Raw genomic sequence first — 456 nt, forward strand, 5'->3', positions numbered from 1 at the left:
CATTCAGCGTTCGGGTGATGGCGATCGCATCGTTGGCGCCCTGTGCTGCGGGCCCTACCCAAGGCTCGCTGGCGTTGGGGCTGAAGGTGTGCTGCCAATACTGACCGAACGTCGAACTGGCGAGGATCTTGCGCAGGTTGAATTCCAGCGCCGGGTTGTTGCGGGCCTTGTCCTGCAGGATGCCCATGTACTGGCCTTGCGTGAGCACCAATACGTCCACCCGGTTCTTTTCCATGGACTGGGCCACGGACTGGGCATAGCCCATGGTGAAAAACGTCGCCGCCAACTCCGCGCTCATGGTTCCTCCCTTTACTGTCGCGTTTTCGATGGGGGCGGATGCTAGCTGCGAAGCGGCACGCCAGCTCAACCATATTGAAACAATGCGTTTAAAAACCGCGGGTGTTTGCCAATCGTTCCGCCGAACGGAACGGCGGACGTCGCGCGATACCTTCGACG

1 protein-coding gene is annotated in these 456 nt (G+C 60.1%); it reads right to left on the minus strand.

From position 1 onward, the window contains the following. On the minus strand, window positions 1-298 hold a 298-nt coding region (locus AC066S_RS39345; protein ID WP_478271988.1), incomplete at its 3' end, for a hypothetical protein. Between the last annotated feature and the right edge of the window lie 158 nt (window positions 299-456).

It is taken from the genome of Bradyrhizobium sp. CFUWI (assembly GCF_056429085.1).